The 23,764-nt window shown below is 71.3% G+C and carries 25 protein-coding genes; 18 read left to right on the plus strand and 7 right to left on the minus strand.

All coding sequences use genetic code 11. From position 1 onward, the window contains the following. Positions 1 to 16: 16 nt before the first annotated feature. The 3 genes from dnaJ to AC07DO_RS12920 all read left to right on the plus strand — a co-directional run bounded on the left by dnaJ (position 17) and on the right by AC07DO_RS12920 (position 2,285). The gene (dnaJ, locus tag AC07DO_RS12910; protein ID WP_479059176.1) at positions 17 to 1,207 is read left to right on the plus strand and encodes a molecular chaperone DnaJ; all 1,191 of its coding nucleotides are present in this window, start codon (positions 17 to 19) and stop codon (positions 1,205 to 1,207) included. Positions 1,208 to 1,211: 4 nt separating this feature from the next. Beyond that, positions 1,212 to 1,667, plus strand: a complete 456-nt coding sequence (locus AC07DO_RS12915; protein ID WP_365360037.1) for a heat shock protein transcriptional repressor HspR — start codon at positions 1,212 to 1,214, stop codon at positions 1,665 to 1,667. A 111-nt stretch (positions 1,668 to 1,778) separates the two neighbouring features. Beyond that, complete coding sequence (locus AC07DO_RS12920) at positions 1,779 to 2,285, plus strand: hypothetical protein (RefSeq protein WP_479059178.1); 507 nt, start codon at positions 1,779 to 1,781, stop codon at positions 2,283 to 2,285. A gap of 40 nt (positions 2,286 to 2,325) precedes the next feature. Here the strand turns inward: AC07DO_RS12920 and AC07DO_RS12925 are convergent, their stop codons facing one another. From AC07DO_RS12925 to AC07DO_RS12940, 4 genes are all read right to left on the minus strand, one after another. Then, the gene (locus AC07DO_RS12925) at positions 2,326 to 3,225 is read right to left on the minus strand and encodes a helix-turn-helix transcriptional regulator (protein WP_479059180.1); all 900 of its coding nucleotides are present in this window, start codon (positions 3,223 to 3,225) and stop codon (positions 2,326 to 2,328) included. A 100-nt stretch (positions 3,226 to 3,325) separates the two neighbouring features. Continuing rightward, positions 3,326 to 4,303, minus strand: a complete 978-nt coding sequence (locus AC07DO_RS12930; protein ID WP_479059182.1) for a helix-turn-helix transcriptional regulator — start codon at positions 4,301 to 4,303, stop codon at positions 3,326 to 3,328. A 42-nt stretch (positions 4,304 to 4,345) separates the two neighbouring features. After that, positions 4,346 to 5,326 carry a helix-turn-helix transcriptional regulator gene (locus AC07DO_RS12935; RefSeq protein ID WP_479059183.1) on the minus strand — a complete coding sequence of 327 codons (981 nt, stop codon included), beginning with the start codon at positions 5,324 to 5,326 and terminating at the stop codon, positions 4,346 to 4,348. Further along, a complete protein-coding gene (locus tag AC07DO_RS12940) occupies positions 5,323 to 6,312 on the minus strand; it encodes a helix-turn-helix transcriptional regulator (RefSeq protein WP_479059184.1) in 990 nt (329 codons plus the stop codon). The genes AC07DO_RS12935 and AC07DO_RS12940 overlap by 4 nt, the downstream gene beginning before the upstream one ends. A 107-nt stretch (positions 6,313 to 6,419) precedes the next feature. On the opposite strand from AC07DO_RS12940, the gene AC07DO_RS12945 reads away from it, so the two are divergent. After that, positions 6,420 to 6,719, plus strand: coding sequence for a hypothetical protein (locus AC07DO_RS12945; RefSeq protein ID WP_479059185.1), 300 nt, complete (start codon positions 6,420 to 6,422; stop codon positions 6,717 to 6,719). Next, entirely contained in the window at positions 6,716 to 7,072 is a 357-nt protein-coding gene (locus AC07DO_RS12950; RefSeq protein WP_150217279.1) for a Rieske (2Fe-2S) protein, read from the plus strand. The genes AC07DO_RS12945 and AC07DO_RS12950 overlap by 4 nt, the downstream gene beginning before the upstream one ends. A 113-nt stretch (positions 7,073 to 7,185) precedes the next feature. On the opposite strand, the gene AC07DO_RS12955 is transcribed toward AC07DO_RS12950, so the two are convergent. Then, positions 7,186 to 7,623 carry a pyridoxamine 5'-phosphate oxidase family protein gene (locus tag AC07DO_RS12955; RefSeq protein WP_479059187.1) on the minus strand — a complete coding sequence of 146 codons (438 nt, stop codon included), beginning with the start codon at positions 7,621 to 7,623 and terminating at the stop codon, positions 7,186 to 7,188. A 142-nt stretch (positions 7,624 to 7,765) separates the two neighbouring features. Here AC07DO_RS12955 and clpB point away from each other — a divergent pair, with 142 nt between their 5' ends. Together clpB and AC07DO_RS12965 are read left to right on the plus strand one after the other, a co-directional pair. Continuing rightward, positions 7,766 to 10,384: an ATP-dependent chaperone ClpB gene (gene clpB / locus AC07DO_RS12960; protein ID WP_479059189.1), complete on the plus strand. Its 2,619-nt coding sequence runs from the start codon at positions 7,766 to 7,768 to the stop codon at positions 10,382 to 10,384. 248 nt (positions 10,385 to 10,632) lie between these two features. Beyond that, positions 10,633 to 11,175 carry a YbjN domain-containing protein gene (locus AC07DO_RS12965; RefSeq protein ID WP_479059190.1) on the plus strand — a complete coding sequence of 181 codons (543 nt, stop codon included), beginning with the start codon at positions 10,633 to 10,635 and terminating at the stop codon, positions 11,173 to 11,175. Positions 11,176 to 11,248: 73 nt separating this feature from the next. Here AC07DO_RS12965 and AC07DO_RS12970 read toward each other — a convergent pair whose 3' ends face one another. Further along, the gene (locus AC07DO_RS12970; protein ID WP_479059192.1) at positions 11,249 to 12,454 is read right to left on the minus strand and encodes a pyridoxal phosphate-dependent aminotransferase; all 1,206 of its coding nucleotides are present in this window, start codon (positions 12,452 to 12,454) and stop codon (positions 11,249 to 11,251) included. 128 nt (positions 12,455 to 12,582) lie between these two features. Between AC07DO_RS12970 and AC07DO_RS12975 the strand changes: the two genes are divergently transcribed. The 8 genes from AC07DO_RS12975 (at position 12,583) to AC07DO_RS13010 (ending at position 19,397) form a co-directional block, all read left to right on the plus strand. Then, entirely contained in the window at positions 12,583 to 12,858 is a 276-nt protein-coding gene (locus tag AC07DO_RS12975) for a hypothetical protein (RefSeq protein WP_479059194.1), read from the plus strand. Positions 12,859 to 13,242: 384 nt separating this feature from the next. After that, a complete protein-coding gene (locus tag AC07DO_RS12980; protein WP_479059195.1) occupies positions 13,243 to 13,779 on the plus strand; it encodes a DUF2617 family protein in 537 nt (178 codons plus the stop codon). Between the two features lie 26 nt (positions 13,780 to 13,805). Beyond that, positions 13,806 to 15,374, plus strand: a complete 1,569-nt coding sequence (locus AC07DO_RS12985) for a polyamine aminopropyltransferase (RefSeq protein WP_479059197.1) — start codon at positions 13,806 to 13,808, stop codon at positions 15,372 to 15,374. A gap of 60 nt (positions 15,375 to 15,434) precedes the next feature. Continuing rightward, a complete protein-coding gene (locus tag AC07DO_RS12990; RefSeq protein ID WP_479059198.1) occupies positions 15,435 to 16,337 on the plus strand; it encodes an SRPBCC family protein in 903 nt (300 codons plus the stop codon). A gap of 36 nt (positions 16,338 to 16,373) precedes the next feature. Continuing rightward, the gene (locus AC07DO_RS12995; RefSeq protein ID WP_479059200.1) at positions 16,374 to 17,168 is read left to right on the plus strand and encodes an aldose epimerase family protein; all 795 of its coding nucleotides are present in this window, start codon (positions 16,374 to 16,376) and stop codon (positions 17,166 to 17,168) included. A 10-nt stretch (positions 17,169 to 17,178) separates the two neighbouring features. Beyond that, a complete protein-coding gene (gene pyrE, locus AC07DO_RS13000) occupies positions 17,179 to 17,727 on the plus strand; it encodes an orotate phosphoribosyltransferase (RefSeq protein WP_062774598.1) in 549 nt (182 codons plus the stop codon). 90 nt (positions 17,728 to 17,817) lie between these two features. After that, positions 17,818 to 18,840, plus strand: coding sequence for a class II fructose-bisphosphate aldolase (gene fbaA, locus AC07DO_RS13005; RefSeq protein ID WP_479059201.1), 1,023 nt, complete (start codon positions 17,818 to 17,820; stop codon positions 18,838 to 18,840). Between the two features lie 143 nt (positions 18,841 to 18,983). Next, the gene (locus AC07DO_RS13010) at positions 18,984 to 19,397 is read left to right on the plus strand and encodes a DUF3151 domain-containing protein (RefSeq protein WP_055564980.1); all 414 of its coding nucleotides are present in this window, start codon (positions 18,984 to 18,986) and stop codon (positions 19,395 to 19,397) included. A gap of 226 nt (positions 19,398 to 19,623) precedes the next feature. Here the strand turns inward: AC07DO_RS13010 and AC07DO_RS13015 are convergent, their stop codons facing one another. Further along, entirely contained in the window at positions 19,624 to 20,751 is a 1,128-nt protein-coding gene (locus AC07DO_RS13015) for an NADH:flavin oxidoreductase (protein ID WP_479059203.1), read from the minus strand. An 88-nt stretch (positions 20,752 to 20,839) separates the two neighbouring features. Here AC07DO_RS13015 and AC07DO_RS13020 point away from each other — a divergent pair, with 88 nt between their 5' ends. From AC07DO_RS13020 to kynU, 3 genes are all read left to right on the plus strand, one after another. Further along, a complete protein-coding gene (locus tag AC07DO_RS13020) occupies positions 20,840 to 21,454 on the plus strand; it encodes a CGNR zinc finger domain-containing protein (RefSeq protein WP_479059205.1) in 615 nt (204 codons plus the stop codon). 130 nt (positions 21,455 to 21,584) lie between these two features. Beyond that, positions 21,585 to 22,457 (plus strand): tryptophan 2,3-dioxygenase family protein, encoded by an 873-nt coding sequence (locus AC07DO_RS13025; protein WP_479059207.1) that lies wholly within the window; start codon positions 21,585 to 21,587, stop codon positions 22,455 to 22,457. Beyond that, on the plus strand, positions 22,450 to 23,694 hold the full coding sequence (gene kynU, locus AC07DO_RS13030) for a kynureninase (RefSeq protein WP_479059208.1): 1,245 nt from the start codon (positions 22,450 to 22,452) through the stop codon (positions 23,692 to 23,694). Before AC07DO_RS13025 ends, kynU begins: the two co-directional genes overlap by 8 nt. Positions 23,695 to 23,764: the final 70 nt, after the last annotated feature.

Here is a 23,764-nt window from a genome sequence, read left to right on the forward strand (position 1 = left end):
AGGAGGGACGTCGGGGATGAGCACCAAGGACTTCATCGAGAAGGACTACTACAAGGTCCTCGGCGTCCCCAAGGACGCCACCGAAGCCGAGATCAAGAAGGCGTACCGGAAGCTCGCACGCGAGAACCACCCGGACGCCAACACCGGCAACACCAAGGCGGAGGAGCGCTTCAAGGAGATCTCCGAGGCGAACGACATCCTCGGCGACCCCAAGAAGCGCAAGGAGTACGACGAAGCGCGTGCTCTCTTCGGCTCCGGCGGATTCCGGCAGGGCCCCGGAGGCGGCGGCGGTTCGTTCAACTTCGACCTGGGCGACCTCTTCGGAGGCGGCGGTCCGGGTGGCGGTGGAGCGGCCGGCGGCGGCTTCGGGGGCGGCCTCGGTGACGTCTTCGGGGGCCTGTTCAACCGGGGCGGCGGCCCCGGCGGCGGCACGCGCACGCAGCCGAGGCGCGGCCAGGACATCGAGTCCGAGGTCACGCTGAGTTTCACGGAGGCGGTGGACGGCGCGACGGTGCCGCTCCGCATGTCCTCCCAGGCGCCCTGCAAGGCGTGCTCGGGCACCGGCGACAAGAACGGCACACCGCGCGTGTGCCCGACCTGCGTCGGCACCGGCCAGGTCTCGCGGGGCGGCGGCGGAGGGTTCTCCCTCACCGACCCGTGCATGGACTGCAAGGGGCGCGGGCTCATCGCCCAGAACCCCTGCGACGTGTGCAAGGGCTCGGGGCGCGCCAAGTCGTCGCGCACGATGCAGGTGCGCATCCCGGCGGGCGTCAGCGACGGCCAGCGGATCAGGCTGCGCGGCAAGGGAAGCCCCGGTGAACAGGGCGGCCCGGCCGGTGACCTGTACGTGGTCGTCCACGTCGACGCCCACCCGGTGTTCGGCCGCAAGGGCGACAACCTCACGGTCACCGTCCCGGTGACCTATCCGGAGGCGACGCTCGGCGGCGAGGTGAAGGTGCCCACCCTGGGCGGCCCGCCCGTCACCCTGAAACTGCCCGCGGGCACGCCGAACGGCCGTACCATGCGGGCCCGGGGCAAGGGCGCGGTCCGCAAGGACGGCACCCGGGGCGACCTGCTCGTGACGGTGGAGGTGTCGGTTCCGACCTCCCTGTCGGAGTCGGCGAAGGACGCCCTGGAGTCCTACCGCAAGGCGACTGCGGGCGACGACCCGCGGGCAGAACTGTTCCAGGCCGCGAAGGGAGCGTGACCCCATGGACAGGGTCGGCCGTCGTCGTAATCCGTACCAGCTGACCGATGAAACGCCGGTGTACGTCATCTCGGTGGCGGCCCAGCTGAGCGGTCTCCACCCGCAGACCCTGCGGCAGTACGACCGTCTCGGTCTGGTCTCCCCGGACCGCACCGCGGGCCGCGGCCGACGCTACTCCGCCCGCGACATCGAACTGCTGCGCACCGTGCAGCAGTTGTCGCAGGAAGAGGGCATCAACCTCGCCGGCATCAAGCGCATCATCGAGCTGGAGAACCAGGTCGCCGCGTTGCAGGCGCGCGTCGCGGAGCTCTCCGCGGCGGTGGACGGCGCCGCGGCGGCCATGCAGCAGCGCGAAGCGGCGGTGCACGCCTCGTACCGCCGCGACCTCGTCCCCTACCAGGACGTGCAGCAGGCGAGCGCGCTCGTGGTGTGGCGACCGAAGAGATCGACGGAACAGTAGGTTCCGTACGCTGATTTCGTACCCTGATACAGGGCCGGGAGGTGACAACCTCCCGGCCCTGTATCGCTGTCTGCGGGGCTACGTTTTGGGCTACGGGGAGTGGAGCCGGTCATGGCCATGGTGGGGCTGTTCTGGATCGCCGAGGGCGACGTGTACGTGGGCGCGAAGCCGTCCGGGCTCGCCCCGGGGGTGCGCCTGACCACGGAGGGCGTGCTGGCCGTCGGCGACAAGCAGTCCGGCATGTGGCCGTGGGAGGACGTGCGCGCGCTGACCATCGACGACGTCCCGGTGAAGTCCCTGAAGCGGCACGTGGGCGTGGCGGTCGACATGGTGCTCACGGTGGGCCTCGGCGGCGGCGACGAGGCCCCGACGATGACGGTCCGCGTCACGGACGCGACGGATAGGGAAACCGAGCTGACGGCGTACACGGCGGCGGCGGTCGGCTACTCGCGGACGGAGTACGACCTCTCCCGCACCCTCCTGGCCCGCCTCACCGAGGGCGCGGGTTCCCTCCTGACGACGCTGACCGCGATGTCGGACTGGGGGCGGCGGTACGAGGGCGGCTCGCCCCGGGCCTCGGAGAGGGAGGCGTTGCTGCGGGAGTGGGTGGGGGGCTGAGGACGTGGGGTGAGGGCGTGCGGGCTGCGGGCCCGGTGCGTCAGCCCTGTTGGTTCAGGATGCCCGACTGAGCGATGAGGAAGCCCAGTTGGGCCCTGCTGTGGCTGCCGAGGGTGGCGGCCAGTTTGGCGATGTGGACGCGGGCGGTACGGATGTTCATGCCGAGCCGGTCGGCGATCTCGGCGTCCGTGAGCCCTTCGACGAGCAGTCCGGCGATGGCCCGCTGACGTGTGGTGATGCCGCCCTCGGAGGGCTGCGGCGCGGCCTGCGGCCACATGGGGGTGGCCAGGCGCCACAGGCGCCAGAAGGTGGTGGCGAAGTACTCGACGAGCGCCGGGTGGCGCAGTTCGAGGGCGATGCTGCGGTCCTTGCTCGCCGGGACGAACGCGACGGTCCTGTCGAAGACGAAGAGCCGGTCGGTGACCTCGTCGAGGGTGCGCGCCTCGATGTCGCCGTCGAGCTGTTCGAAGTAGGCGAGCACGGGCAAAGAATGGCGTGTTGTGTGCTGGTACAGGGTCCGCATACGGCATCCGCGGGTCAGGAGCGCCTGGTCCCGTGGGAAGACTTCGGCCAGGGTCTCCGGCGGCCGGGTGCCGCCGGGCTGGACGGCGAGGAACTCGTCCCTGACGTCCTTCATGGCGCGGTCGATGGCGGAGTTGATGCGGCTGATCCCGTCGAGGACGGTGATGGAGGGCCCCGCGGCGGCGCCTTCGGGGGCGAGGAGGGAGCCGGCGCACAGGTCGTGCGGGGCGGGGAGGGAGCCGGGGCGCAGCCACTGCCGGTCGTCGAGGTCGGGGCGGAGGAGCCCCAGTTCCACGAGGCAGGGAACGGCTGCTGCCTCGCTGCGGTGGATCCGCCCTTCGCTCACGGCCCGGGCGTAGACGGACAGTCCTGCTTCACAGAGTTCCTCGACTGCGTGCAGTAAGCGCTTCGTGGCCATGCGAGCCCCCTCCTGCCTGGTTGAAGCGTCGCGATTCTATGCAGGCCGGGAGTGACCGGGCCGAATCCCGTAGGTGAAGTGACTGCTTCTGGACGGGGGGTCAGTGCGCCTGATCGAGGATTCCGGACTGGCCGATGAGGTAGCCGAGTTGGGCGCGGCTGTTGCTGCCGAGGGTGCCGGCGAGTTTGGCGATGTGGACGCGGGCCGTGCGGATGTTCATGCCGAGGCGTTCGGCGATCTCGGTGTCGCTGAGGCCTTCGACGAGGAAGCCGGCGATGGCGCGCTGGCGGGCGGGGACGCCGGCCTCGACCCGTTGGGGCCCGGTCTGCGGCGGCCACAGGGGGGTGGCCAGGCGCCACAGGCGCCAGAAGGTGGTGGCGAAGTACTCCACGAGGGCCGGGTGGTGCAGTTCGAGGGCGATGCTGTCGTCGTGGCCGGGCGCGAGGAAGGCGGTGGTCCGGTCGAAGACGAAGACGCGTTCGGTGACCTCCTCGAGGGTGCGGGCCTCGATGTCACCGGTCAGCCGAGCGACGTAGTCGAGTTCGGCGGGGGACTCCCTGGCCAGGTGGACGCGGAGCATCCGCAGTCGGACGCCGCGGGAGAGGATTTTCTGCTGACGGTTGCCGATGTGGGCGAGGGCCGCGGCCGGCCGTGCGCCGCCCGGCTGGATGACGAGCACTTCGTGGTCGGCCTCGGCGACGGCGTTCTCCAGGGCGGCCTCGATCCGGCGGCCGCCCAGCAGGACGCTGAGGGCGGGGCTCTCCCCGTCGGGCGGGGAGACGTTGCCGAGCTCGAGGAACGTTTCGAACAGCGCGGTGAGGTCGTCCTCGCGGCGGCGGTGGCGGGCGATCCGGTCCTCGATGGGGCGCAGGAGCAGGGGGAGGGCCGCGGCCGGTGCGGTCGGGTGCAGCCACGTCATGTCGTCCGGGCCGGGGTGGAGGAGGCCGAAGTCGATGAGGCAGGGTGCCGGTACGGCGTCGCTGCCGCGGACCCTGCCCTCGCGCAGGGCGCGGGCGTAGAGGGCCGCCCCCGGCTCGCAGAGGTCCTCCGCTCCGTGCGGTATGTGCTCCACGGACACGCTGCACTCCTCCCTGCCGGTCGGTTCGAAGGGCCGGTGATTCTATGTGTGGTCGTCCCGGTTGAGTACGCCGGACTTGCCGATGAGGTAGCCGAGCTGGGCGCGGCTGTGGCTGCCCAGGGTGGCGGCGAGTTTGGCGATGTGGGCGCGTGCGGTGCGTACGTTCATGCCGAGGCGTTCGGCGATCTCGGCGTCCGTGAGGCCCTCGACGAGCAGCCCCCCGATGGCGCGCTGCCGGTTGGTGATGCCGTTGTCCGACGGGAGCCGTGCCGGTTGCGGGAACAGGGGGGTGGCCGGGCGCCAGAGGCGCTCGAAGATGGTGACGAGGTAGTCGATGAGGACGGGGTGGCGGAGTTCCAGTGCCTTGCTGCGGTCCTTGTTCGCCGGGACGAACGCCACGGTGCGGTCGAAGATGAAGAGGCGCTCGGTCACCTCGTCCAGGGTGCGGACCTCCGCGTCTCCCCGCAGCTGTTCGTAGTAGGCGAGGACGGGGAGCGAGTGGCGGCTCGTGTGCTGGTACAGCGTCCGCATCCGGCCGCCCCGGGAGAGCAGGCCCTGCGCGATCGGGTGCGACTGGGCCAGGTCCCGGGCGAGCCGTGCGCCGCCGGGCTGTATGACGAGTGACTCCTGGCTGGACGCGTTCAGCGCGTCGGCGATGGCCTGCCGGATGCGGGGGAATCCGTTCAGGACGGTGACGGAGGGGTCCGTGACCGGTGGCCGGCCGTCGCGGGCGATCGCCAGGAGCGGTTCGAACTGCTCGGCCAGGCGCACCTCGCGGCGGACCTCGCGGGCGACGTGTTCCTGGATGGCCTCGCGGAGCCGGGGGAGGGCGACGGCGGGCGGGGTGGGGTGGAGCCGGTCCGGGTTCTCCGGTGCGGGGCGCAGCAGTCCGAAGCGGACCAGGCAGGGCGCGTGTTCGGTGTCCTCGCGCGGTACGTGGCCCTCTCGCAGGGCGCGCGCGTACAGCTCAGATCCCGTCCCGCACAGCTCGTCCGGGCCGTGGGCATGGGGGTCGGGGGTCACTTCGGGTGGTCCTGTTCGAGGATCCCCGACTGGGCGATCAGATACCCGAGCTGGGCGCGGCTGCCGCTGCCGAGGGCGGCGGCGATCTTGGCGATGTGGGCGCGGCAGGTACGGACGTTCATCCCGAGGCGCCGGGCTATCGCCTCGTCGACGTGGCCCTCCACGAGGAGTTTGGCTATGGAGCGCTGGACTCCGGTGATGCCGTCGGTGGGCGGGTCGTAGGGCGCCTCGTCCAGGAGGGGAGACGCGCGGCGCCAGAGTTGTTCGAAGACCTTGGCCAGGTAGGCGACCAGTCCGCTGTGGCGGAGCTCGAGGGCCACTTGGCGGTCGTCCTGCGCGGGAATGAACGCGACGGAACGGTCGAAGATCATCAGCCGTTCTATGAGCTCCTCGAGCGTGCGCACCTCCACTTTGCCCTGCCTCATGTACTCGGCGTAGGCGATGGTGCCTTGGCTGTGCCGGGCGGTGTGCTGGTACAAGGTGCGCATGGTGATGCCGCGCTCGATGATGCCCTGACTGCGTTGCACCGCTTCGGTCAGAACCGCCTCGCTCCGGCCGCCGCCCGGCTGGACCGTGAGGATTTCGGACTGGCACTCGGCCGTGGCGACGTCGATGGCCGCGTTGATCCGGGTGGCGCCTTCCAGGACAGTGATGGCGTGGTCGGCCGGCCGGTCCAGAGCGCTGATGGCCATGAATGGCTCAAAGGCGTCGGTCAGTTCAATGGCGAGCGATCTGCGTTTCAGGATCTCGCGCTCGATGGGGTGGAGCCGCTGCGCGAGCACGGCGGTGGGTGAAGCCGGCCGCAGCCACTCGGGATCTTCGGGATCGGGGTGCAGGAGAGCGAACTCCATAAGGCAGGGTGCGGGCTCCGTTTCGCTGCGACGGACCCGTCCGGAGCGCAGGGCGCTGGCGTAAAGGCGCTTGCCATCCGCGCAGAGTTCAACCACGGAGTGCGGATGTGTCCCGATTGTGCTTTTTGTTGTCATGCCTCCACCCCCCAGGGTCCTGAACGTGCAGGAACATGATGCATCTCTTCTGTGGTGTTCGGATGGCTGAATGAGCCATCGTCTTGGAAGGCCGGGGGAGAGTCGCGATGGAAGTGAGGACGAAGCCCGCTATGTGCAAGGGAAAGCTTCGCTCGGTACTTGTCGGTACCTTCTCCGTTGGTTTGGCCATCAGTGCGTTCAGTGGCCTTGGTCTTGGTTCAGGAGCCGGGAACGCGAACGCGGCCGTCGCCGAGCCGGGGGCGGTGACGCAGGACATCGTCTGGTCCGCCCCGAAGACGGGCGACATCGTCTGGACCTCGGTTTCGGCGAGCGACATCGTCTGGGGCGCCAAAACGGCTGAAAACAATGCCGCGGCCTCGGTGGCAGAGGGGACGGTCGGAGCATGAGCACTCCCCCCGACGACCGTACTTTCCGCCGTGAGATGGCCACCGCCTATCGATCCGGGTGGCACTTCATCGACCTTGTGACCGCGATCCCCCACCGCGGCGACTCGTTGATGGTGACCCTGCTCGGTGAGCCGATCGTCGTCACGCGTGACGACGAGGAGGAGATCCGGGCCTACCGGTGCCTGCGGCGGCCCCGCGGTGCGCCGCAGCCCGTGCGGTGTGCCATTCGGTACGGGATGGTCTTCGTCAACCTCGACCGGCGCGACCACCAGATGGTCGGGCAGCAGGAACAGCAGGGCCCGGACGCCGTGAGCGTCCCGGACAACATCACAGCCACCCCCCGCAGTGCCTGACGCGATTCCCCCGTCGTTGTAAATCGCGCAGGTACTTCCCCCAGCAGCGGCGCCACCGTGGACCTGAACACGGTGGCGCCGCTGTGGTGTGTCGGAAGGCGCGGCCGGGGTACTCAGACCTTGCCCAGCGCCGCCGTCAGGCTGATCTCGATCAGGACCCGGTCTGGGTTCGGGGACGGGCGCCGCCCGTAGCGCTCCTCGTAGCGGAGTTCCGCCTCCGCTATCGCCGCCGGTTCCGTACGGATCTCCGCGAGCCCCTCCAGCGTCGCCCAGCGCCTGCCCTCGAACTGGCAGACCGCCACCCGCGCCCCGGGGCCCTCCGTGCCCGCCGCCGCGAGGACGTGCGCGACCTTGCGGCTCGTCTTGCGGGCGAGGACCCGGGCGACCCTCGCCTCCGGGTCGTACGTCACGCCGACCGGCACCACGTGCGGCGTGCCGTCCGGGCGCAGGGTCGTCAACGTGCAGACGCGTCGTTCCCGCCAGAAGCTGAGGTAGGACTCGGGAGGGACGGACAGGTCGATGCGCCGGCTCGCGGGGGTCATGGGTGCCATGGGTACGGAACCTAGCCGCCCCGGGGCCGCCCGGACTTCCCGGGGCCCCTTGAGTGGAATAGACTCAACTTTGTGTACGTTGGGTAAGTCAGACCCCGGAGGACGGAGTCGTAGTCGGACCCCGTAAGGAGGAGAGAGGCACGTGGACGCCGAGCTGACCAACAGGAGCCGGGACGCGATCAACGCGGCCACCAGCCGTGCGGTCAAGGACGGTCACCCCGACCTGACCCCCGCGCATCTGCTGCTCGCGCTGCTGGAGGGCGAGGACAACGAGAACATCGTCGACCTGCTCGCCGCGGTCGACGCCGACCAGGCCGCCGTCCGCGCGGACACCGAGCGGGCGCTCGCCGCGCTGCCCAGCGTGACGGGGTCCACTGTCGCGCCGCCGCAGCCCGACCGCGATCTGCTGGCCGTCGTCGCGGACGCCGGGCAGCGCGCCAAGGAGCTCGGGGACGACTACCTCTCCACCGAGCACCTGCTCATCGGCATCGCTGCCAAGGGCGGCAGGGCGGGTGACGTACTCACCGAGCACGGAGCCGGCAGCAGGAAGCTGCTGGACGCATTCGAGAAGACCAGGGGAGGGCGCCGGGTGACGACACCCGACCCCGAGGGCCAGTACAAGGCCTTGGAGAAATTCGGCACCGATTTCACCGCCGCGGCCCGCGAGGGCAGGCTCGACCCCGTCATCGGGCGGGACCAGGAGATCCGGCGCGTCGTGCAGGTGCTGTCGCGGCGTACGAAGAACAACCCCGTACTGATCGGCGAGCCCGGCGTCGGCAAGACCGCCGTCGTCGAGGGCCTGGCCCAGCGCATCGTGAAGGGGGACGTCCCCGAGTCGCTGAAGAACAAGCGGCTCGTCTCCCTCGACCTGGGCGCCATGGTCGCCGGCGCGAAGTACCGCGGTGAGTTCGAGGAGCGCCTCAAGACCGTCCTCTCCGAGATCAAGGAGAGCGACGGGCAGATCATCACCTTCATCGACGAGCTGCACACCGTCGTGGGCGCCGGGGCCGGCGGGGATTCCGCCATGGACGCGGGCAACATGCTCAAGCCCATGCTCGCCCGCGGTGAGCTGCGCATGGTCGGCGCCACCACCCTCGACGAGTACCGCGAGCGGATCGAGAAGGACCCGGCCCTGGAGCGCCGCTTCCAGCAGGTGCTCGTCGCCGAGCCGAGCGTCGAGGACTCCATCGCGATCCTCCGCGGGCTCAAGGGCCGGTACGAGGCCCACCACAAGGTCCAGATCGCCGACAGCGCGCTCGTCGCCGCCGCGACGCTCTCCGACCGGTACATCACCTCGCGCTTCCTGCCCGACAAGGCCATCGACCTCGTCGACGAGGCCGCGTCCAGGCTCCGCATGGAGATCGACTCCTCGCCCGTCGAGATCGACGAGCTCCAGCGCGCCGTGGACCGGCTGAAGATGGAGGAGCTCGCGCTCAGCAAGGAGACGGACGCCGCGAGCAAGCAGCGTCTGGAGAAGCTGCGGCGCGACCTCGCCGACAAGGAGGAGGAGCTGCGCGGCCTCACCGCACGCTGGGAGAAGGAGAAGCAGTCCCTCAACCGCGTCGGTGAGCTGAAGGAGAAGCTCGACGAACTGCGCGGCCAGGCCGAGCGCGCCCAGCGCGACGGCGACTTCGACACCGCGAGCAAGCTCCTCTACGGCGAGATCCCCACCCTGGAACGCGACCTCGAAGCCGCCTCCGAGGCCGAGGAGGAGGCCGCCGCCCAGGCCAAGGACACCATGGTCAAGGAGGAGGTCGGCCCGGACGACATCGCCGACGTCGTGGGCGCCTGGACCGGCATTCCCGCCGGGCGGCTCCTGGAGGGCGAGACGCAGAAGCTGCTGCGCATGGAGGACGAGCTCGGCAAGCGGCTCATCGGGCAGGGCGAGGCCGTACGGGCCGTCTCCGACGCGGTGCGGCGCACGCGCGCGGGGATCGCCGACCCCGACCGGCCCACGGGCTCCTTCCTCTTCCTCGGCCCGACCGGCGTCGGCAAGACGGAGCTGGCCAAGGCCCTCGCGGACTTCCTCTTCGACGACGAGCGGGCCATGGTCCGCATCGACATGAGCGAGTACGGCGAGAAGCACAGCGTCGCCCGCCTCGTCGGCGCGCCTCCCGGGTACGTCGGGTACGAGGAGGGCGGCCAGCTCACCGAGGCGGTCCGGCGGCGTCCGTACAGCGTCGTACTGCTCGACGAGGTCGAGAAGGCGCACCCGGAGGTCTTCGACGTCCTGCTCCAGGTCCTCGACGACGGGCGGCTCACCGACGGGCAGGGGCGGACGGTCGACTTCCGCAACACGATCCTGGTCCTCACGTCCAACCTGGGCAGTCAGTACCTGGTCGAGCCGCTCACCTCGGAGGAGGAGAAGAAGCAGCAGGTCCTCGAGGTGGTGAGGGCCTCGTTCAAGCCGGAGTTCCTCAACCGGCTCGACGACCTCGTCGTCTTCTCCGCGCTCACCAAGGACGAGCTGGCGCACATCGCCGAACTGCAGATCAACCGCCTCGCCAAGCGGCTCGCGGAGCGGCGGCTCACGCTGGACGTCACGCCCGAGGCGCTGGCCTGGCTGGCGGACGAGGGCAACGACCCGGCGTACGGGGCGCGGCCGTTGCGGCGCCTCATCCAGACGTCCATCGGCGACCGGCTCGCCAAGGAGATCCTGGCGGGCGAGGTCAAGGACGGCGACACGGTGCGGGTCGACCGCTTCGAGGAGGGGTTGATCGTGGGCCCCGCGACGGGTTCCCCCACGGGGAAGACGCTGTAACGGCATCCCGTCTGCCCGGGGCGCACGGTTCTCCGTCTGCGGGCAGTGGTCCGTCCTCGCGCAGTTCCCCGCGCCCCTAGGGGCGTCCCTGCGGGAGCGCCCCTTCAGGGGCGCGGGGAACTGCGCGACCGGCCACGGCTTGTCCGCAGACGGCGAACGGCGGAAACCCGGCAGGCGAGGAGCCGGGCTTGCCCCCGGGGGCCCATCCTGAGAGAGGATGGGCCCATCCATACGAAGGGACACAGCACGTGAGCATCGACCCGTCCTCGATTCCGAATTTCGGGGGCCAGCCCGAACCGCAGCAGGGCGCAGGACCGGCGGGCCCCGTCGTCCCCGACCAGGACCTGGTCAAGCAGCTCCTGGACCAGATGGAGCTCAAGCACGTCGTCGACGACGAGGGTGACCTCGCGGCGCCGTGGGAGGAGTTCCGCACGTACTTCATGTTCCGCGGCGAGGGCGACCAGCAGGTCTTCTCGGTGCGGACGTTCTACGACCGGCCGCACCAGATCGAGGAGAAGCAGCAGCTTCTCGAGTCGATCGACGACTGGAACCGCCGGACGCTGTGGCCGAAGGTCTACAGCCACACGCACGACGACGGCACGGTCCGCCTCATCGGCGAGGCCCAGATGCTGATCGGCACCGGCGTCTCGCTGGAGCACTTCGTGTCGTCGACCGTCAGCTGGGTGCGCGCCGCGATCGAGTTCGACCGCTGGCTCGTCGAGCAGCTGGGCCTGGAGTCCGAGGTCGACTCCGCCGAGGCCGACGAGAAGTCGGAGGGCGACGAGGCCTGAGGGTCCGTACGCGCGACGGAGCCCGGCGGGGGTGTGCAACCATCCCCGCCGGGCTCCGTCGTCGTTCCCGGCGTCAGCCCGCCAAGGACTTGAGCCGCGTCACCGCCTCCTCCAGGACAGCGGTCTTCTTGCAGAAGGCGAACCGTACGAACGGCGCGCCCGCGTCCCGGTGGTCGTAGAAGACCGCGTTCGGGATGGCGACGACGCCGGCCCGCTCCGGCAGCGCCCGGCAGAAGGCGAAGCCGTCGCTCCCGCCGAGGCCGAGCGGGGTGATGTCGGTCGTGACGAAGTACGTGCCGGCCGGCCGGTAGACGTCGAAGCCCGCCGCCGTCAGGCCGTCGCTCAGCAGGTCCCGCTTGGCCCGCAGGTCGGCGCGGAAGTCGTCGAAGTAGGAGTCGGGCAGGGCGAGCGCTTCGGCCACCGCGTACTGGAACGGGCCCGAGGAGACGTACGTGAGGAACTGCTTCGCCGAGCGGACCGCGGAGACCAGCTCGGGCGACGCGGTGACCCAGCCGACCTTCCAGCCCGTGAACGAGAACGTCTTGCCCGCGGAGCCGATGCTGACCGTGCGCTCGCGCATGCCGGGGAACGTGGCGAGCGGGATGTGCTCGGCGTCGTCGAAGACGAGGTGCTCGTAGACCTCGTCGGTGACGACGAGGAGGTCGCGCTCGACCGCGAGGTGCGCGATCTCCGTGAGCTCGGCTCGGGTGAGGACCGTGCCGGTCGGGTTGTGCGGGGTGTTCAGGAGGATCAGACGGGTGCGGTCGGTGACCGCGTCGCGCAGCTCGTCCAGGTCCAGGCGGAAGCGGCCCTCATCGGGGCGCAGCGTGACCGGGACGCGCGTGCCGCCCGCGAGGGCGATCGAGGCGGCGTACGAGTCGTAGTAGGGCTCCAGGGCGATGACCTCGTCGCCGGGCTCGACGAGCGCGAGCAGCGACGCCGCGATGGCCTCGGTGGCGCCCGCCGTCACGAGGACCTCGCGGTCGGGGTCGTACGAGAGCGCGTACCGGGCCAGTTGGTGCTCGGCGATCGCCGTGCGGAGCTCCGGGACGCCGGGCCCCGGCGGGTACTGGTTGCCGCGGCCGTCGCGCAGCGCCCGTACCGCCGCTTCCCGGACGGACTCGGGGCCGTCGGTGTCCGGGAAGCCCTGGCCCAGGTTGATCGCGCCCGTGGAGACCGCGAGGGCGGACATCTCGGCGAAAATCGTCGTACCGAACTCGGCGAGGCGGCGATTGAGCAGCGGGCGCCCGCTCCCGGAAGTGGAGGTCATGGCCGCCATCCTGCGCCGAACCTCTGGAGTTCCTCAACTCTGCTTTGCGCCGGTGCGAGCAGGGGCATCCCCCTGTCACGCACGGAGCACGGCCCACGGGGGACCTGCTTCGGGGGAACGGAAGGAGTGTGGGGGCCATGATCGTGGCTTTCGTCTTCGTGGCGGTGCTCGTGTTCGCCCTGGCCGCGGCGATCGGTTATGGGGGAAGCGGCCGGCGCTCCAGGCGGTCGCGGTGGAGCGGCTCGGGGGCGGCGTCCGGTTCGGCGGGCGGCGGCAGCTGGTGGGCCGGGGGCGGCGGGCACGACGGCGGTTCCTCGTGTGGCGGCGGCTCCTCGTGCGGAGGCGGGTCCTCCTGCGGGGGCGGTGGCTCCTCGTGCGGAGGCGGCGGGGGCGGATGCGGCGGAGGCAGCTGACACGGGGCAGCTGGTCCACCGGTTCCACGGAAACGCCCGGCGGGGCGCTCAAACCCCGCCGGGCGTTTCTGTGTTGTGCCGTGTGGCTGTACTGAACAGTTGAACTGTGTAGCCCTCATGGGGATGGAAACCACACGAAGTTGGGTAAAAGTGCAGTGGCAGTGTCGCCGACCATGATTCCCTCTTAAACGTCAGCACCGCCCTCGGACGTCCGGTACAGGTTTCGCGGACCGGCGCAGGTTTCCTCTACCGGCGCAGGTTTCACGGACAGCAATCTGGAAACCCGTAAGACGTTCTCGTGGGCACGAGCCGGCATACCGACCGCCCGGAGCCTCTTCCGGGTGCGCCGGCCCCACCTCCATTGCGTGTTAGCGGAGCCGACCCATGCTCACGACCCTGAAGACTGGCTATACCGACACGCGCGCCGCGGATCTCGCCTGGGCCCTGGGGCGCGAGCCGTTGCCCGCGCTCGCCACCCTCGACCTCGAACTCGACGACGCGAGAATGCAGTTGAGGCTCCTCGGAGCCTCGCACCAGGTCCTCCTGGAGGAGGAGCGGGGCGGCTGTTCCGAAACGGTGGCCTGCATCCCCGGCAGCAGCACACCGCTGCCGCTCGGCGTCTCCAAGCGCGTCGGCGAATGGGAGTACGAATTCGCCGCGCGCGTCGAGACCCTGTCGCACGGTCAGTTCGCGGGCCGCGCACAGGAATTGCTCGCTCTCGTCGCCGAGCACCCGCACGGCCTCGCGGGAGTCTTCCCCGGCAGCCCGCACGCGTTCACCGCGCTCCTCGCGCAGCGGCACGAAGGGGCCCTGATGTGGCGTACGTGGCACGCGTACCCGCAGGAGGGCCAACTCGTCGCGACCCGCACACGGGTAGGGGTGCGCACCCCCGTTTACACTCATGTGGGGGACCCGGTGTGAGCGTGCGGTGACGTAGCGTTCCAGGCGTGATCGAGTCGACGGTGCGCCTGCCGGTCTCGCCCCGGACGGGACGCTTCTTCGTCCTTGCGGGCGTGTTCGTCTGTGCTGCCTGCGGCCTCGTCTACGAACTGGAACTCGTCGCCCTCGCCGCGTACTTGATCGGTGACTCGGTCACCCAGGCGTCCGTCGTGCTCTCGGTGATGGTCTTCGCCATGGGGATCGGCTCGCTGCTCGCCAAGCGGCTCAGGCACCGCGCGTCCGCCTGGTTCGGCCTCCTCGAATCGGCGCTCGCGCTGGTCGGCGGGTGCAGCGCCATGGTCCTTTACGCGGCGTTCGCGTGGTCCGGCGGCCGCGGCGAGCTGTGGGCGGGCGGCTCGCGGTACCTGCTCGTCGCGTTCTCCCTCGCCATCGGCATCCTCATCGGCGCCGAGGTGCCGCTCCTCATGGTGCTCATCCAGCGCATCCGCAGGCAGGACGCGGGCGGCGCGGTCGCCGACCTGTTCGCCGCGGACTACGTGGGGGCGCTGGTCGGCGGGATCGCCTTCCCCTTCCTGCTCCTGCCGCTGTTCGGGCAGCTGACGGGCGCCCTGTTCACCGGCTCCGTCAACGCCGTCGCGGGCGGCGCGCTCGTGTTCGGCCTCTTCCGGCAGGACCTGAGCGTGCGCGCCCGCTGGGTGCTCCTCACCGTGAACGTCGTCGTCCTCTCCCTGCTCGCCTCCGCCGCCGTGCTCGTCGACGACTTCGAGCGGGCCGCCCGGCGCGCCGTGTACGGCACCGACGTGCGGGTCGCCGTGCAGACCGACGTCCAGGAAGTCGTCCTCACCGGCGGACGGCTCGGCTCCCTCGACCTCTTCCTCGACGGCCGCCTGCGCATCAGCGGACGCGACGAGGCGCGCTACCACCGGGGTCTCGTCGCCCCCGCGATGCGCGGGCCCCACGCGCGCGTGCTGATCCTCGGCGGCGGCGACGGCCTCGCGGCGCGCGAGGTCCTGCGCCACCCGGGCGTGCGCCGCGTCGACGTCGTCGAGCTCGACACGGGCGTCGTCGACCTCGCACGGCACGACCCGGCCCTCAGCGAGCTGAACGCCCACGCCTACCGCGACCCGCGCGTCCGCGTCATCCACGCCGACGCGTTCCGCTGGCTGCGTCTCACCCGCGCGCGGTACGACGTGGTGATCTCCGACCTGCCCGACCCCGGCATCACGCCCAGCACGAAGCTGTACTCCCAGGAGTTCTACGGCCTGGCCACCCGCGTCCTCGCCGACGGCGGCCGCCTCGCCGTCCACGCGGGACCCCTGTCGACCCGGCCCCGTGTCTTCTGGACGGTCGAGGCGACGCTGCGCGCGGCGGGGCTGCGGACCGTGGCGTACCGCGTGGGCGGCAGGCAGTCCGGGTTCGCCCCCGGGCCCGACCGCACGGCGGGCGGGCCGACGGCGCCCCGCGACTGGGGTTTCGTGCTGGCCTCGCGGACTCACCCGGTCCTGCGCAGGGCGGCGGCGTCGGCGGTGGTGCGCGCCGGGGGGCCCGCGGCGGAGCTGACGCGGCAGCGCGGTCTCGCGCCGTCCACCCTGATGCATCCGCGTTACGCGAACTGACGTACACCGACCGGCGAACTGTCGCACATGGTGGCGGACACGTGGGTAGGCTCAACTGCCATGGAGCATGAGGTGTTCGTTCCGGTTTCTGCAGAGCGGCTCCGGCAGGTCCTGGCCGACCCCGAGAGGGTCGCCGGGGCGGTGCCCGGGCTCCAGCGCGACGTGGGGGGCGAGGGGGAGACGGCGGGGCCGCTCTCCGGGCGCCTCAAAGTGCGCGTCGACGGGCACTCCATCACCTATCGGGGCTCGGCGCGGACCGACGCCCGCAAGGACGGGACGTACGCGCTGGAGGCCGAGGGCGTGGAAGTGCGCGGCTCGGGCTCCGTGAAGTTCACGCTGACCGTGCGGCTCGAACCGGCCGCCGAGGGCACGAACCTCGTGTTCGGCGGTAGCGCGACCGCCGACGGGCGGATCACGGAGGGTTCTCCACAGGCTGTGGAATCCGCGGTGCGCCGGCTCATCGAGCGGTTCGCCGAGGCGCTCGGAGCGGGGGCGCCGCCCGACACGGCGCCCGAGGAGCCGCAGGCGCCCGCGACCCACACGGTGACCGTGTTCCAGACGGAGGTGCCGCCGCCGTCCCTGGACCCGCTGAGCGACGCAGACGCCGACGACGACCTCGACGGCGTCGACGACGTGGACGACCTCGACGACGACGGCATCAGCCTCGACGACACCAACGTCCTGGACGACGCGGACGGCATCGAGGACCTGGAGACCATCGAGGATCTCGAGGACCTGGAGACCATCGGCGTACCGCCCGCCGAGGCCGCGCACGCCCGCCGCACCATGATCGGCCGCAGCGCGGAGGAGGTCGACCACGCCCCGCCCCGCGGCCGGTACGCACCGGCGCCCGCCCCCGAGTCCCTCGCCGCCAACGCCACGCTCCGCTGGGCCGCGCCCGCCGCCGCCCTCGCGCTCGCCTCGGCGATCGTCGTCGGCAGGGCCCTGCGCCGCCGCCGCTGAGACCTGTCGGACGTTCCACGTCATAGGGTCGGCCCTGTGAGTACCGAAGACGTGACCCTCACCGCGGGCGACGCGGAAGTGACGGTGCAGCCGGGCAACGGCTGCCGCATCGGAAGTCTGCGCGTCGGCGGCGTCGAGCTGCTGCGCCAGGGGAAGAAGTACGGCTGCTTCCCGATGGTGCCCTGGTGCGGCCGGATCGCGGACGGGCGGTTCCGCGACGGCGCCGCCGTCCACCAGATGCCGCTGAACTCCCCGCCCCACGCCATCCACGGCTTCGCGCGCGACGCCGAGTGGCGCACGGCACGGACGTCGAAGACCGAGGCGGCCTTCACGTACGACCTGACCGACCCCTGGCCCTACCCGGGCCGCGTCACCCAGATCGTGGAGCTCACCGAGGACGGCCTGACGCTCCGCATGGGCGTCGAGACGTACGGCGACTCGTTCCCCGCGCAGGCCGGCTGGCACCCCTGGTTCAACCGGGTCCTCGAGGACGGCGGCGAGCCCGTCCGCATCGACTTCGACGCCGCCTGGCAGGAGGAGCGCGGCGACGACCACCTGCCCACGGGCCGCCGCGTCGACGTACGGCCAGGACCCTGGGACGACTGCTTCGGCATGCCCGACGGCGTCGACGTGACCCTGACCTGGCCCGGACGGCTCGAAGTGAACGTCAAGAGCCGCGAGCCGTGGGTCGTCGTCTACGACGAGCAGGACGCCGCGGTCTGCGTGGAGCCGCAGACGGGCCCGCCCAACGGCCTCAACACCGACCCGCGCCTGGTCACCCCCATCGAGCCCCTGGAGACGGCGACCACGTGGACCTGGCGACGCCTTTAAGCTTCTGGGCATGACTGACGTACGCGGCGAGCTGCTGCAGCAGATCAAGGACAAGGCCGTCGTGCACGGCAAGGTGACGCTCTCCTCCGGCCTGGAGGCCGACTACTACATCGACCTCCGCCGGATCACCCTCGACGGCGAGGCCGCGCCGCTGGTCGGCCAGGTCCTGCTGGACCTCACCGCCGACCTGGACTTCGACGCCGTGGGCGGTCTGACCATGGGCGCCGATCCGGTGGCCGGCGCGATGCTGCACGCGTCCGCCGCCCGCGGCAAGCGCCTGGACGCGTTCGTCGTGCGCAAGGCCGCCAAGGCGCACGGCATGCAGCGCCGCGTCGAGGGCCCCGACATCAAGGGCCGCCGCGTCCTGGTCGTCGAGGACACCTCCACCACCGGCGGCTCGCCGCTGACCGCCGTCGAAGCCGTCCGCGAGGCGGGCGCCGAGGTCGTCGGCGTCGCCACGATCGTGGACCGGGCCACCGGCGCGGGCGAGAAGATCACCGAGGGAGCGGGCGTGCCCTACCTCTTCGCGTACTCGAAGGACGACCTCGGCCTGGACTGAGGGCCACGTCTGGAAAGATGGGGGCGACGATGACGTCGCCCCCACAGGTCAGGGCCAAGCACACACCCGCACATCACAAGGAGCGGACACATGCCCATCGCAACCCCCGAGGTCTACGCCGAGATGCTCGACCGGGCGAAGGCAGGCAAGTTCGCCTACCCGGCGATCAACGTGACGTCCTCGCAGACCCTGCACGCGGCCCTGCGCGGCTTCGCCGAGGCCGAGAGCGACGGCATCATCCAGATCTCCACCGGTGGCGCGGAGTTCCTGGGCGGCCAGCACAACAAGGACATGGTGACCGGCGCGGTCGCGCTCGCCGAGTTCGCGCACATCGTCGCCGCGAAGTACGACGTCACGATCGCGCTGCACACGGACCACTGCCCCAAGGACAAGCTGGACACGTACGTCCGCCCGCTGATCGACGTCTCCGCCGAGCGCGTCAAGGCCGGCCGGAACCCGCTGTTCCAGTCCCACATGTGGGACGGTTCCGCCGAGACCCTCGCCGACAACCTGGCCATCGGCCAGGAGCTGCTCGCCAAGGCCGCCGCCGCGAAGATCATCCTCGAGGTCGAGATCACCCCGACCGGCGGTGAGGAGGACGGCGTCACGCACGAGATCAACGACGAGCTGTACACGACGGTCGACGACGCGCTGCGTACGGCGGAGGCCCTCGGTCTCGGCGAGAAGGGGCGCTACCTGCTCGCCGCGTCCTTCGGCAATGTCCACGGTGTCTACAAGCCGGGCAACGTCGTCCTGCGCCCCGAGCTCCTCAAGGACCTCCAGGAGGGTGTCGGCGCGAAGTACGGCAAGCAGTCGCCCTTCGACTTCGTGTTCCACGGCGGCTCCGGCTCGACCGCCGAGGAGATCGCCACGGCGCTGGAGAACGGCGTCGTGAAGATGAACCTCGACACGGACACGCAGTACGCGTTCACGCGTCCGGTCGCGGACCACATGTTCCGCAACTACGACGGCGTCCTGAAGGTCGACGGCGAGGTCGGCTCGAAGAAGACGTACGACCCGCGCACCTGGGGCAAGGCCGCCGAGGCGGGCATGGCCAAGCGGGTCACCGAGGCGTGCGGGAACCTGCGCTCCACGGGTACGAAGCTGAAGTAACCCGCGTTCCGCGCGTGCGAAGGCCCCGGGCCGGTGACCCGGGGCCTTCGCCGTGCCGGTCCGGGGCCTGCGCGGTGAGACCCGGGGCCTTCGCTGTGACACCCGGGGCCTTCGCCGATACGGCATGCCGCAGACTTGGACCCATGGCCATTCACAAGGATCTGCTCGGGGGACCGCCCCCGACCCACCTGCCCGACGACCCCGAGCCGCGCGAGCTGCTCGCGAACGGCGCGGCACCCGCCGACGTCGCCGCGAAGTACCCGACGTCCTCGCTCGCCTGGGCCCAGCTCGCCGACGAGGCGTACGAGCGGGGCAGCGTCGTCGAGTCGTACGCGTACGCCCGCACGGGTTACCACCGGGGCCTCGACTCCCTGCGCCGCAGCGGCTGGAAGGGCCACGGCCCGGTGCCGTGGGAGCACGAGCCCAACCGCGGCTTCCTGCGCGCGCTGCACGCCCTGGCGCGGGCCGCGCAGTCGATCGGCGAGCAGGAGGAGTACGAGCGCTGCGCGGGCTTCCTTCGCGACTCGTCCGAGACCGCGGCGAAGACGCTCGGCTGACGTGAGCGGGGTCCGGGGCTGCCGTCACGGGGGCGATGCCCCCGGACCCCCACCCTCGGGGGCGCCGCCCCCGGACCCCCTCATCGGCCTGAACGGCCTCGTCCTCAATCGCCGGACGGGCTGAAACCCTCCCCGGCGCCGCTCAGCCTTCAAGGGGAGGGGAGAGGTCTCGTTTTTAGGGGCGCGGGGAACTGCGCGATCAGCCACCGCGGGCCCGCGGGAGGAGTCAGCTCAGGCTGCGCAGCATCCCCGCGTCGTACGGGATCGCCTCCCCGAGGCGGTCCGTGAGGGCCTTGTTCGCCCACTCCGGGTCCGCGATCAGCGAGCGGCCCACCGCGATGACGTCGAACTCATCGCGCTCCATGCGGTCGAGGAGCAGGTCGATGCCGGTCGACGCGGTCTTTTTGGCGAAGCCCTGCGGGCCGATGAACTCCTTGTCGAGGCCGACCGAGCCGACCGACAGCGTGGCCTTGCCGGTGAGCTTCTTGACCCAGCCCGCGAGGTTCAGGTCGTCGCCGTCGAACTCCGGGAGCCAGTAGCGGCGCGTGGAGGCGTGGAACGCGTCGACGCCCGCGGCCGCGAGCGGGGCGAGCAGCGCCTCCAGTTCCGCCGGGTCCGTGGCGAGCCTCGCGTCGAACGCGTACGCCTTCCACTGGGAGAGCCGGAAGATCACGGGGAACGAAGGGGAGACCGCCGCGCGCACCGCCTCGACGATCTCCGCGGCGAACCGGGTGCGGGACGCGAGGTCGCCGCCGTAGCCGTCGGTGCGTCGGTTGGTGCGGCTCCAGAGGAACTGGTCGATCAAGTAGCCGTGCGCGCCGTGCAGTTCGACCCCGTCGAAGCCGATGCGCTCGGCGGCGGCCGCACTGTCCGCGAAGGCCTGGATCACGTCGTCGATGTCGGCGCCCGTCATCGTGTGCCCCTTGGCGTTGCCGTCGAGGCCGAGTCCGGAGGGGCCCGCGGACGGCGCGGAGGGGACCGGGCCCTGGCCCTCGTCGCGGTCCGTGCCGACGTGCCACAGCTGCGGGACGATCTTGCCGCCCGCCGTGTGCACGGCCTCGGCGACGCGCTGCCAGCCCGCGAGCGCGGCCTCGCCGTGGAAGCGCGGGACGCGGTGGCTGCTGCCGGCCGAGTCGTGGTCGACGTACGTGCCCTCGGTGACGATCAGGCCGACACCGCCCGCGGCGCGGCGCGCGTAGTACTCGGCCACATCGGCGCCGGGCACGCCGTCCGGGGAGAACTCGCGGGTCATGGGGGCCATGGCGATGCGGTTGCGCAGGCTGAGGCCGTTGATGTCGAAGGGGCGGCCGAGGAGTCGGGCGGCACGCGAGGTGGTGGTTTCCGTGGCATCCATGCGGGCATCGTACGCCCATGACAGCACTGTAAGTATTTAGCTCATGTCTTTCGGGGACGGTGGCCGAGAGGCTAGTACCGTGAAGGGCATGAACTGGCCCGCGACCGAGCGCCTCGGCCTGACCCCCGCGCCCGGCGGCCTCGCCCTTGTCCAGGACCTCCTGAACACCGCGCCCGCCGACCGCCCCGACTCCGTCGACCTGCTCGCCGACGGGGCGCTCGACCGTGCCCAGGAGTGGGCCGACCCCGTCGTGCGCGGCTGGGCGGCCGAGACGGGGCGCGGTGACGTACGCCTGTCCCTGTCGGCGGAGGACCTGTCCAAGCTGCGCTGCCTGCGCGACCAGGTGCGGCGCGCGCTCGCCGCGGGCGACTGCGGCGGCGGCGCGGTGCGCTTCACCTCCGCGCCGGTCGTCGTCGGGCTCGCGGGCGACGGCACCCTCACCCTGGAGCCGGAGGGCGCGGGCGCGCGCTGGCTGGCGTCCGCGGTGCTCGCCGAGGGCCTTCTCGCCCAGGCGTCCGGCACCTGGCGCCGCCTGAAGATCTGCCGCAACACGGCCTGTTCCGCCGCGTTCTACGACCGCTCGCGCAACAACAGCGGCGTCTGGCACTCGGTCCGCGGCTGCGGGAACGCCGCCCATCTGCGCGCCTGCCGGGAGCGGCGCCGCGGACACGCGGGCGCGGAGGAAAGTGGCGTAACGGCTTAGCTGCTGTCACGCGAGGGCATGCCTTGCCGATTCGGGGAAAGTTGCAGAAGATTCCCGTGGGGACCGGGGCCCCCGTGTCGGTAACGGCAGGGGCGGACCGCTACCCGGAGTACGTATCGAGGAGACAGTGATGTCCCCAGAGACGCAAGAGGCATCCCCCGAGGAGCGCGCGGCGTCCACCGAGGCCAACGAGGCGGAGAGCCCGAACCTCGACTTCGCAGGCACCACCCCGTACGAGGACTACGTGCAGGCGGACGTCCTCACCCACCTCCAGCACCTGCGCTCGGACGACCCCGGCGAGATGGTCTTCCTGGTCACCACCCAGGTCATGGAGCTGTGGTTCACGGTGATCGTCCACGAGTGGGAGACCGCGGCGCACGCCCTGCGCCGCGACGACATCCCCGTGGCGGTGGCCGCGCTCAAGCGCAGCCTGCGCGAGCTGGAGGCCCTGAACGCATCCTGGCGTCCGCTCGCCCAGCTCACCCCCGCCCAGTTCAACTCGTACCGCGGCGCGCTCGGCGAGGGATCCGGCTTCCAGTCCGCGATGTACCGCCGCATGGAGTTCCTGCTCGGCGACAAGTCCGCGTCCATGCTCGTCCCGCACCGCGGGGCGCCCCGCGTCCACGCGGAGCTGGAGAAGGCCCTCCAGGAGCCGAGCCTGTACGACGAGGTGCTCGGCCTCCTCGCCCGCCGCGGCTACGCGATACCGGCGTCCGTCCTCAATCGCGACCTCTCCAAGCGCTACGAGCCGTCGCCCGAGGTCGAGGCCGTCTGGACCGAGCTCTACTCCGGTGACGAGAGCGCCGATCTGGCCCGTCTCGGCGAGACGCTCACGGACGTCGGCGAGCTGGTCTGGCGCTGGCGCAACGACCACCTCGTCGCCACCCGCCGCGCCATGGGCTCCAAGACGGGCACGGGCGGCTCGGCGGGCGTCGCCTGGCTGGAGAAGCGCGCCACGAAGAACGTGTTCCCCGAGCTGTGGACTGCGAGGAGCCATGTCTGACCCGCGCGAAGACCTCCCGCGCGAAGACCTCCCGCGCGAGGACCTCAGATCCGAGGCCGAGGCCCTGGACGCCAGAGACGAACTCGCCGCGAAGCGCAAGGAGTTCGTCCTCGACGAGACGGTGTACCTGGACGGCAACTCGCTGGGCGCCCTGCCCGCGAACGTGCCGGGCCGCCTCGCCGAGGTGATGACCCACGAGTGGGGCAGACTCCGCATCCGCTCCTGGGACGAGAGCGGCTGGTGGACCGCGCCGGAGCGCATCGGCGACCGCATCGCGCCGCTCGTCGGCGCCGCCCGGGGCCAGATCGTCGTCGGCGACTCCACCAGCGTCAACGTGTTCAAGGCGCTGGTGGCCGCGGTCCGTATCGCGCGGGCCTCCGGCAACCCTTCCGAGGGGCGCGACGAGATCGTCGTTGACGCCACGACGTTCCCCACGGACGGGTACATCGCGGAGTCGGCGGCCCGCCTCACCGGATGCCGTCTGATCCCCGTGGCGCCCGGCGACGTCCCCGGCGTCCTCGGCGACCGCACCGCCGCCGTCCTGCTCAACCACGCCGACTACCGCACCGGCCGCCTGCACGACCTGCCCGGCCTCACGGCGGCCGTCCACGCGGCGGGCGCGCTCGTCGTCTGGGACCTGTGCCACACGGCGGGCGCCCTCCCCGTCGGCCTGGACGAACACGGCGTGGACCTCGCGGTGGGCTGCACCTACAAGTACCTGAACGGCGGCCCGGGCTCCCCCGCCTACCTCTACGTACGCGAAGCCCTCCAGCCCCGCTTCGACTCACCGCTGCCCGGCTGGAACTCGCACGCCGAACCCTTCGGCATGCGCCCCGAGTTCGCGGCGGCGGACGGTGCGTTGCGCGGCCGCGTCGGCACGCCGGACATCCTGTCGATGCTCGCCCTGGAAGCGTCCCTCGACGCCTGGGACGGCGTCTCCATCGACGCGGTCCGCGCCAAGTCCCTGGCCCTGACGGACTTCTTCCTGCGGTGCGTCGGGGCGTACGTGCCGACGGGCCGCGTCGAGTCCCTCACCCCGGCCGCGCACGCCGAGCGCGGCAGCCAGGTCGCGCTGCGCTGCGAGGGTGCGGGTGACGTGATGCGGCGCCTGATCGAGCAGGGCGTTGTGGGCGACTTCCGCGCCCCGGACGTGCTGCGGTTCGGATTCACGCCGCTGTACGTCTCCTTCGGCGACGCCGAGCGGGCGGCTCGTGTACTCGCCCGCACGCTGGCCTGATAGCGTCCGGCGGATCTTGCCCCCGCTTTCCCGTGCGCCGGGAGAGCGGGGGCCGAACGCCAGCCGCACT

This window comes from Streptomyces sp. NPDC045678 (assembly GCF_056432085.1).

Bases quoted from the DNA above. Each gene is read 5' to 3' on its own strand.
- pyrE (WP_062774598.1), top strand. From the start codon at position 17,179: ATGACTGACGTACGCGGCGAGCTGCTGCAGCAGATCAAGGACAAGGCC.
- dnaJ (WP_479059176.1), top strand. From the start codon at position 17: ATGAGCACCAAGGACTTCATCGAGAAGGACTACTACAAGGTCCTCGGC.
- AC07DO_RS13015 (WP_479059203.1), bottom strand. From the start codon at position 20,751: ATGGATGCCACGGAAACCACCACCTCGCGTGCCGCCCGACTCCTCGGC.
- AC07DO_RS13010 (WP_055564980.1), top strand. From the start codon at position 18,984: ATGGCCATTCACAAGGATCTGCTCGGGGGACCGCCCCCGACCCACCTG.
- AC07DO_RS13020 (WP_479059205.1), top strand. From the start codon at position 20,840: ATGAACTGGCCCGCGACCGAGCGCCTCGGCCTGACCCCCGCGCCCGGC.
- kynU (WP_479059208.1), top strand. From the start codon at position 22,450: ATGTCTGACCCGCGCGAAGACCTCCCGCGCGAAGACCTCCCGCGCGAG.
- AC07DO_RS12975 (WP_479059194.1), top strand. From the start codon at position 12,583: ATGATCGTGGCTTTCGTCTTCGTGGCGGTGCTCGTGTTCGCCCTGGCC.
- AC07DO_RS12945 (WP_479059185.1), top strand. From the start codon at position 6,420: ATGGAAGTGAGGACGAAGCCCGCTATGTGCAAGGGAAAGCTTCGCTCG.
- AC07DO_RS12940 (WP_479059184.1), bottom strand. From the start codon at position 6,312: ATGACAACAAAAAGCACAATCGGGACACATCCGCACTCCGTGGTTGAA.
- AC07DO_RS12950 (WP_150217279.1), top strand. From the start codon at position 6,716: ATGAGCACTCCCCCCGACGACCGTACTTTCCGCCGTGAGATGGCCACC.
- AC07DO_RS12920 (WP_479059178.1), top strand. From the start codon at position 1,779: ATGGCCATGGTGGGGCTGTTCTGGATCGCCGAGGGCGACGTGTACGTG.
- AC07DO_RS12990 (WP_479059198.1), top strand. From the start codon at position 15,435: ATGGAGCATGAGGTGTTCGTTCCGGTTTCTGCAGAGCGGCTCCGGCAG.
- AC07DO_RS12925 (WP_479059180.1), bottom strand. From the start codon at position 3,225: ATGGCCACGAAGCGCTTACTGCACGCAGTCGAGGAACTCTGTGAAGCA.
- AC07DO_RS12915 (WP_365360037.1), top strand. From the start codon at position 1,212: ATGGACAGGGTCGGCCGTCGTCGTAATCCGTACCAGCTGACCGATGAA.
- AC07DO_RS12970 (WP_479059192.1), bottom strand. From the start codon at position 12,454: ATGGCGGCCATGACCTCCACTTCCGGGAGCGGGCGCCCGCTGCTCAAT.
- AC07DO_RS12980 (WP_479059195.1), top strand. From the start codon at position 13,243: ATGCTCACGACCCTGAAGACTGGCTATACCGACACGCGCGCCGCGGAT.
- AC07DO_RS12955 (WP_479059187.1), bottom strand. From the start codon at position 7,623: ATGGCACCCATGACCCCCGCGAGCCGGCGCATCGACCTGTCCGTCCCT.
- AC07DO_RS13025 (WP_479059207.1), top strand. From the start codon at position 21,585: ATGTCCCCAGAGACGCAAGAGGCATCCCCCGAGGAGCGCGCGGCGTCC.
- fbaA (WP_479059201.1), top strand. From the start codon at position 17,818: ATGCCCATCGCAACCCCCGAGGTCTACGCCGAGATGCTCGACCGGGCG.